This window comes from Lysinibacillus sp. K60 (assembly GCF_019731275.1).
Classification (GTDB): Bacteria; Bacillota; Bacilli; order Bacillales_A; family Planococcaceae; genus Lysinibacillus; species Lysinibacillus capsici.
This window is the reverse complement of sequence record NZ_JAASJR010000008.1, coordinates 205,693-213,245: the sequence shown is the minus strand read 5'-3', so window position 1 is coordinate 213,245 and position 7,553 is coordinate 205,693. Positions and strand designations below refer to the sequence as shown.

The following is a 7,553-nucleotide window of genomic DNA, read 5'->3' as shown; positions in this document are numbered from 1 at the left end:
CCATAAAAGAAATTTGATTAGCTCAAATTGTTTTGCTGGCATCATGTTTGATGTCCAAAATTGTGTTTCGTTCACTAACCGAAGCTAGTTACTTAAAACTTTATTGATTACGTTTTGCTTGTTCAGTTTTCAAGGTTCATGTTCTTTATTTCGTCGTCACCTCTTGGCGACTCATTTATAATATCAAGATTCAAAAACAAAGTCAACACTTTCTCCAAAAATATTTTAATACAATATATATAAATGTTTCAAAACACAATTATGGTTAAAATCCTCACTATTTAATTGATTAATATTGCGAAGTATTTCTTAAGGAAACTACTAATATCTCACCTATTTATACTAGCACTTGCGTAGAGTAAATCTCTTACCTGATAAAAAAAGGCAAACCACATAATATAGTTTGCCCCTTTATCTATTAATTAGTTATGATACGTGAAATATAGAAGCTACGATTTTTCCCTAAATCAAAAATTTCCCCTGAATGAATTAATTTAATAAGTGGTCGTGTTGGGGCAAATTTATTTACATACATTACTTCCCCACGTTCTAAATTAGAAAGTTCTACAATTGTACCTATTGGAAGATCTGCAACAATATCAATTAATGCACGTACTACTTTAATATCAAATTTACCAAACTCAGATTCATTGATCATTTCTATCACTTTAAATGAAGATTGTTTTGTTCTATACACTCGTTCACATGTCATAGCATGAAAAACGTCTGCAACAGCAATGATTTGTGCAAATATAGAAATATTTGCGATCTTTTCGTTCTTCGGATATCCACTACCATTTAAACGTTCATGATGTTGGAAGATTGCTTCTTTCATCGTTTCTTTTAAAATGGTCAAATCTTTCACCATATTATGGCTATAAATGGGATGTTTATAAATCTCATCATATTCTTGCTCTGTTAATGGTGTCTTCTTATCCCTGATACGGGGATGTACTTTAGCCATACCACAATCAGCTAATAAACCACCGATGGCTACTTGAATAGTTGTCCCTCTATCATAACCAAGTTTTTGAGCAATAACTGAGGCAATTAAACCAGTTGCTACACAATGATGATACAGGTAGTCTTTTGGATTTGAATACTCATTTAAATCAAAAATAATAGTACGATCTTCTAGTACCATCTCTACTAGAGGTAAAATAATTGTTCTGGCCTTTGCAATATCTACCTTGGCTCCCGCTTCCCAGTTTTTAAATTCTTTTTTAAACTGTTCAACAGAATGATTATAGATTTTTCTAAAAGTCGGAATTTCTTCTATTGTAACTTCGACATCGCTCTCATTCTTTTCTACACGAGTATCATTTTCACTTTTGTAAACGGGGACGGTGAAAATATTAAATGCATGAAAAACTTGTAAGTGTACATAAGAAATCATTGTATCTTTGAAAATAATCGGATACTGTGTATTAGCAAATATATCTTCAGAAATTACCTTGCCAACACCTAGCTCTGAAATTGGAACATGTATAGTTTCCACGGAATGAACACCTCTCCACTATTTTCTTGCTTCAAAATAAGGTATTTTCATTTTATCATGGAATTCAAAATAATTACTTATATTTCATTATTTACGTAAAAAAACCGATGACGACATTCAATAATGTCATCATCGGATTATATTATTCTTCGACTTCCTCTTCGTCTTCTAAAGACTCTTCTGCTTTTTCCACTTTAGCGACAGTTGCAACCAATTCGTCATCTCCTAGTCGAATTAAACGTACACCTTGCGTACTGCGCCCAATTAATGAAATATCGTTCACATCCATACGGATAAGCATACCATTAATAGTTATAAGCATTAAATCCTCAGAACCATCGACGGTTTTTACAGCCACCATTGGACCATTCTTATCTGTAATCTGGATAGTTTTCAGTCCTACTCCACCACGACTTTGTAAACGATAGTCCTCTTCAGAAGTACGTTTACCGTAACCTTTTTCAGTTACTACTAAAATTTCTTGCCCTGGCTCAACAATCTCCATACCAACTACTTCGTCACCATCACGTAGCTTAATGCCTCGTACACCACCAGCTGTACGGCCCATAGATCGAATGTCGTCTTCTTGGAAACGAACGAGCATGCCATCGCGTGTACCAATAATGACTTGTTTCTCTCCATCTGTAAGACGTACAGAAATAAGATCGTCGTCTTCTCTCAAGCTGATTGCGATTAAACCATTTGTTCGGATGTTAGCAAATTGCGATACAGGAGTACGTTTTGTAATACCTGTTTTTGTGGTAAAGATAAAGTAAGCATCGTCATCAAACGACGCAACACGAATCATAGCTGTTACTTTTTCGCCTTTTTCTATATTGAGCAAGTTTACGATAGGTAACCCTTTAGCAGTACGACCGAACTCAGGAATTTCATATCCTTTTGCTCTAAATACTTTACCTTTAGACGTGAAGAATAAAATTGTATCGTGGGTAGAAGTATTCATTAGATGCTCTACAAAGTCGTCTTCATTTGTACCCATTCCTTGTACACCACGACCACCACGCTTTTGACTACGATATGTATTCGCAGCTAAACGCTTTATATAGCCATTATGTGTTAAAGTAACAACTGAGTTTTCAACAGGAATTAAATCCTCATCCTCAATCATTTCAATTCCACCTGATGTAATCTCAGTACGGCGTATATCATTAAAACGTTCTTTCAACTCTAAGATTTCAGTACGAATAATATCTACAATTTTCTCTTCATCTGCTAAGATTGCCTTTAATTCAGCTATAAGAACTTGAAGCTCTTGATATTCTGCCTCAATTTTTTCACGTTCTAAGCCACTTAACCGAACGAGGCGCATATCTAAAATAGCTTGAGCCTGACGCTCAGATAAGTTAAAACGTTCCATTAATTGAGGTTTTGCTTCTTCACCACTACGTGAACCACGTATAATAGCGATTATTTCATCAATATGATCGAGTGCGATTCGTAAGCCCTCTAAAATGTGAGCGCGGTCTTCAGCTTTTCGAAGATCAAACTCTGTACGACGACGAATAATTACTTTTTGGTGTTCTAAATAATGGTATAGCATTTCTTTTAAGCCTAATACTTTAGGCTGACCATTTACTAAAGATAGCATATTGATACCGAAGCTAGATTGCATAGCTGTTTGTTTATATAAATTATTTAGTACAACATTAGCATTTGCATCTTTACGAACTTCAATCACTACACGCATACCACGACGGTCTGATTCATCACGTAAATTTGTGATTCCATCTATTTTTTTATCACGTACAAGCTCTGCAATTTTTTCAATGAGCTTAGCCTTATTCACTTGGTAAGGTAATTCATGAATAAGAATAGTTTCCTTACCATTTGCCTTTTGCTCAATTTCCACTTTCGCACGGATGATAATGGAACCTCGACCAGTTTCATAGGCTCTACGAATACCACTACGTCCTAAAATTAATCCACCAGTAGGAAAATCAGGGCCAGGAATGATTTCCATTAGCTCTTCAGTCGTAATGGCTGGATTTTCAGAAAGTGCTATAACAGCATCAATTGTTTCACCCAATTGATGTGGTGGAATATTTGTTGCCATACCTACAGCAATCCCTGCAGCACCGTTGACTAAAAGATTTGGATAGCGACTTGGTAAAACTATTGGTTCTTTTTCTGATCCATCATAGTTATCTGTATAGTCAATTGTATCTTTATTAATATCACGGAGCATTTCCATTGCTATTTTAGACATACGTGATTCTGTATATCGCATGGCTGCTGCGCCATCACCATCAACAGAGCCGAAGTTTCCGTGACCATCAACAAGCATGTAGCGATAGCTAAAATCTTGTGCCATACGTACCATTGCATCATAGATGGAAGAGTCACCATGTGGATGGTACTTACCCATTACATCCCCAACGATACGTGCTGACTTTTTGTAGGCTTTATCTGCTGTATTACCTAATTCCTGCATCCCATATAAAATACGACGATGAACTGGTTTTAATCCATCACGTACATCAGGTAATGCACGTGATACAATTACACTCATTGCATAATCAAGAAAGGATGTTTCAATTTCTTCTGTTATATTAATTCCTTTAACACCGGAGCGTTCTTGTTCTGACAAAGTGTAGACCTCCTCTCAAGAAAAATTAGATATCTAAATTAGCGTATACGGCATTTTCCTCGATAAATTGACGACGAGGTTCAACTTCATCGCCCATTAAACGTTCAAATGCTTGGTTTGCTTTAATTGCATCATCTAATTCTACTTGTAATAATGTACGGTACTCAGGATCCATTGTTGTTTCCCAAAGCTGCTCAGCGTTCATTTCACCAAGACCTTTATAACGCTGCACATTTGGTTTTGGCATTTTTGGTAGCCGTTCTAAAATTTCTTTTAATGTCTCTTCATCATAGCAGTACTCAATATGTTTACCTTGTTTCACTTGATAAAGTGGTGGCTGTGCAATATAAATATAGCCTGCTTCTATAAGTGGTCGAAGGAAACGGAAGAAGAATGTTAAAAGTAATGTACGAATATGTGCCCCATCGACATCGGCATCTGTCATGATAATGATTTTATGATAACGAGCTTTCTCTAAATTAAACTCCTCACCAATACCAGTGCCGAATGCTGTTATCATTGCACGGATTTCCGCATTCGATAAAATTTTATCTAGTCGAGCTTTCTCAACGTTAAGGATTTTACCTCGTAAAGGTAAAATTGCTTGAAAGTGTCGATCACGTCCAGATTTAGCCGAACCACCGGCAGAATCACCCTCAACAATATAAATTTCACAATCAGCTGGGTTAGTAGAAGAACAATCAGCTAATTTACCCGGTAAGCTAGATACTTCGAGAGCATTTTTACGACGAGTAAACTCACGTGCTTTTTTCGCAGCTACACGAGCACGTGCTGCCATTAATCCTTTTTCCACAATTTTTCGTGCAACCGTTGGATTTTCTAACATAAAACGCTCAAAGCCATCTGAGAACAAAGAATTGGTAATTTGACTTACTTCTGAATTCCCTAACTTTGTTTTTGTTTGTCCTTCAAATTGAGGATCTGGATGTTTAACAGAAACAATAGCTGTTAACCCTTCTCGTACATCCTCACCTGTAAGATTAGCGTCAGATTCTTTTAGTAATCCACTTTTTCGTGCATAGTCATTAATAACGCGTGTAAGGGCTGTTTTAAACCCTGATTCATGTGTACCGCCCTCATACGTATTAATGTTATTAGCAAATGAAAAAATATTAGAAGAGAATCCAGCATTATATTGCATAGCAATTTCTACTGTGATGCCATCCTTCTCTCCAAGAACATCAATTGGATCATGGATTGGGTCTTTAGATTGATTTAAATGCTCAACATAAGAACGAATACCACCTTCATAGTGGTATGTTGTTGAGCGAATCTCTTCTTCACGTTCATCAGCAATCGTAATCTTAATACCACGATTTAAATAAGCCAATTCTCTAATACGATGAGCTAAAATATCATATTCATAAACAGTTGTTTCTTTAAATATTTCTGGGTCAGCTTTAAAACGCGTTGTTGTACCATTATGATCTGTATCACCGATAACTGTTAATTCTTGAACTGTTTTTCCACGTTCAAATTTTATTTCATGGATATGACCTTCACGGTGTACTTGGACAATTGTTTCAATAGAAAGTGCATTTACTACTGATGCTCCAACTCCATGAAGACCACCAGAAACTTTATAACCTCCACCGCCAAATTTACCACCAGCATGTAAAACAGTCATAATAACTTCAACAGCCGGCTTACCCATTTTTTCTTGAATACTAACTGGAATACCTCGACCGTTATCTTCTACACGAATCCAGTTTTCTTTTTCAATTGTTACTTTTATATCTGTACAAAATCCTGCAAGTGCTTCATCGATACTATTATCAACAATTTCCCATACTAAATGGTGAAGCCCTTTAGAGCTAGTTGAACCGATATACATCCCTGGTCTTTTACGTACTGCTTCTAAACCTTCTAATACCTGTATCTGATCGGCCTCATAAGCTTGGTTTTGTAAACCTTCGTTCTCTATAGCCACGGCTTTCATCTACTCCTTCATAACATCATTGTGTGTAAATGAATGAACAGTCAACCGAGCTGACTATTACCATTCTTTTTGTAATCTAAAAAACTACCCTGGCTAACTTCTTTCAAATCGCACCTTGTTTCACGTGGAACAGTTGAGCCTGTTCCATCGTTTCATGATGAATTCCTTCCACACTTGTGGTTGTTACAAAGGTTTGGACTTCACCCTGAATGGTATTTAATAAATGCGATTGGCGATAATCATCGAGTTCCGATAAAACATCATCTAAAAGTAGTATGGGTGTTTCTTTTGTTTCTTGTTTAATTAATTCAATTTCAGCAAGCTTTAAAGATAATGCAGTAGTTCGCTGTTGCCCTTGTGAACCATAAGTTTGGACATCATAGCCATTGACTAAAAACTGTAAATCATCTCGGTGTGGACCAACTAGTGTCACGCCTCTATCAAATTCACGTTCTCTCGCTTCAATTAATTTTTGATGTAAAGTATTTTCAATTTCACTAGTAGAGTGCTCTTTTTCAATACCAGCTACCGTACGATATTTTATAACAAGTGTTTCCTTACCTTGCGATATACCTGCGTGTATGGGTTCCGCCCACTCCTGCAATAAATCCATAAATTGAAATCTTTTACGAATAATTTGGGTAGCAGCGTGAATATATTGTTCATTGTAGACCTCATACATCACATCATTGGACATGGACTTGCCTTGGTTCATTTTTAAAAAATGGTTACGTTGTTTTAAAACTTTTTGAAAGGTTAATAAATCATGTAAATAGACAGGCGAAATTTGCCCAATCTCCATATCAATAAAACGCCGACGTATTTGCGGACTTCCCTTTACAACGTTCAAATCCTCTGGCGCAAACATAACGACATTCATTTGACCAATATAATGACTAAGGCGACTTTGCTCTATATGATTTATCTTGCCCTTTTTACCTTTCTTTGTAATCGTAAGTTCGATCGGTAAAATACCATGCCTTTTTTTAACGGCCCCTTCTATTTTACCATAGTCTGAATCCCAACGTATCAATTCTTTATCGTTCGTTGTTCGATGGGACTTAGCCATTGCTAAAACATAGATGGACTCCATAACATTTGTTTTTCCTTGTGCATTTTCACCAATGAAAACATTAATTTTTGGAGAGAAGTTTAAAGCTAAGGCATCATAGTTACGGTAATTTGTAAGTTTTATTTGCTCAATATACATAATTTATTGTCCAGTTGGTCCTATAATTTGAAAACGACCACATCCAGGAATATTTACAATATCTCCGTTACGTAATTTTCGACCTCGACGATCGTCTACTTCTCCATTTACATATACAGCATGTTCTTGTAAAAACCACTTGGCCATTCCACCTGAACTAATGGCATCAGTAATTTTTAAAAGTTGCCCTAACGTGATGAACTCCTCATCAATTTTAATGTCCTGCATAGTGTGTTCCCCTCCGAATACAGACTGTCTATCTCTCTATCATACCTAA

General features: G+C 36.2%; 5 protein-coding genes. All 5 read right to left on the bottom strand.

Features of this window, described 5'->3' with window-relative positions; genetic code table 11:
- Nucleotides 1-418: 418 nt before the first annotated feature.
- Nucleotides 419-1,498: an HD-GYP domain-containing protein gene (locus HCH28_RS18035; RefSeq protein WP_221682478.1), complete on the bottom strand. Its 1,080-nt coding sequence runs from the start codon at nt 1,496-1,498 to the stop codon at nt 419-421.
- Nucleotides 1,499-1,640: 142 nt separating this feature from the next.
- Entirely contained in the window at nt 1,641-4,106 is a 2,466-nt protein-coding gene (gene gyrA / locus HCH28_RS18030; RefSeq protein ID WP_221682477.1) for a DNA gyrase subunit A, read from the bottom strand.
- 25 nt (nt 4,107-4,131) lie between these two features.
- Nucleotides 4,132-6,066, bottom strand: coding sequence for a DNA topoisomerase (ATP-hydrolyzing) subunit B (gene gyrB / locus HCH28_RS18025; RefSeq protein ID WP_221682476.1), 1,935 nt, complete (start codon nt 6,064-6,066; stop codon nt 4,132-4,134).
- A gap of 103 nt (nt 6,067-6,169) precedes the next feature.
- On the bottom strand, nt 6,170-7,276 hold the full coding sequence (gene recF / locus HCH28_RS18020; RefSeq protein ID WP_221682475.1) for a DNA replication/repair protein RecF: 1,107 nt from the start codon (nt 7,274-7,276) through the stop codon (nt 6,170-6,172).
- A gap of 3 nt (nt 7,277-7,279) precedes the next feature.
- Nucleotides 7,280-7,504 carry a S4 domain-containing protein YaaA gene (yaaA, locus tag HCH28_RS18015; RefSeq protein WP_004233303.1) on the bottom strand — a complete coding sequence of 75 codons (225 nt, stop codon included), beginning with the start codon at nt 7,502-7,504 and terminating at the stop codon, nt 7,280-7,282.
- Nucleotides 7,505-7,553: the final 49 nt, after the last annotated feature.

Coding starts and splice junctions, on each gene's coding strand:
- recF (WP_221682475.1), bottom strand. CDS start 7,276: ATGTATATTGAGCAAATAAAACTTACAAATTACCGTAACTATGATGCC.
- yaaA (WP_004233303.1), bottom strand. CDS start 7,504: ATGCAGGACATTAAAATTGATGAGGAGTTCATCACGTTAGGGCAACTT.
- gyrB (WP_221682476.1), bottom strand. CDS start 6,066: ATGAAAGCCGTGGCTATAGAGAACGAAGGTTTACAAAACCAAGCTTAT.